At 43.3% G+C, this 854-nt stretch carries 1 protein-coding gene; it reads left to right on the top strand.

The window, feature by feature from the left end:
• Positions 1-854, top strand: an 854-nt coding sequence (locus LEP1GSC059_RS15725) for a TIGR04388 family protein (RefSeq protein WP_036057819.1), incomplete at both ends; no start/stop codon positions are given.

The following is an 854-nucleotide window of genomic DNA, read 5'->3' as shown; positions in this document are numbered from 1 at the left end:
CAATGACAGGATCTTACTTTGCAAATAGTTGTACTGTGGGAGATGCACGTTGTGTGACTTGTCAGGCTGGGCATTCTTGTCAAGTTCAAGAGATGGAAGCGAGTTTTATGTATGCTTCTAACATGATGAGTAACTTTTTAAACAGTGAGTTATTGGCTACTCAAGGAGCGTTACAGAACGCGATCAATTATCAGAACGGGAATAACTCCCATACGTATACGTATGGTCAAGGAGTAGGCTCATATGATAACAGTGCACTGAGTTATCATGTTCCGTATGGTGGAATGGATTTTAATCATTTTAGCGCACATGTAAGTCAGACGACTGCGGCAATGACTATTTCAGAACTTTTTAATCCATCGGTTACGGAAGGAGAAGGAGGGCTCGGTAAAAAGATCATAGAATACATAACGGGTCAAATCTCTCAGGTTGAGTTTGCGAACTGGATTATGGGAGCGTACGAAAGTAATTTGACCGGGTCGGGGTCGGGGCTTGCGGGTCTGGGTGGACTCGGACCAGGAATGACGATTAGTGGGATTAGCCATGCGGACTTGAGAGCGTTTTTAAACGAGGATATACCACCTGGGAATTTTGGACCAAACCAATATTGTCCGGATCCATTGGGATGTCATTCTGGAGATATATTTCATCCGGACCCGGGAATTTACGGAGCTAATGCGACCTTTTCTGAAAGAGGTTATGATTTTAACCGTTATATTGCGAGAGAATTGGGAGTTTGGGCAGGTGTTCCGTTTTTAGCGGATTTGGAACACTACCAAGATTATGCTTGGATTGAATTGTCTTTTACAGTAACGAATAACAACGCGTATGCGAACGTAACCACGTATCAAGAT

The organism is Leptospira noguchii serovar Panama str. CZ214 (assembly GCF_000306255.2).
Lineage (GTDB): Bacteria > Spirochaetota > Leptospiria > Leptospirales > Leptospiraceae > Leptospira > Leptospira noguchii.
This window is presented reverse-complemented; position numbering and strand designations above follow the sequence as displayed.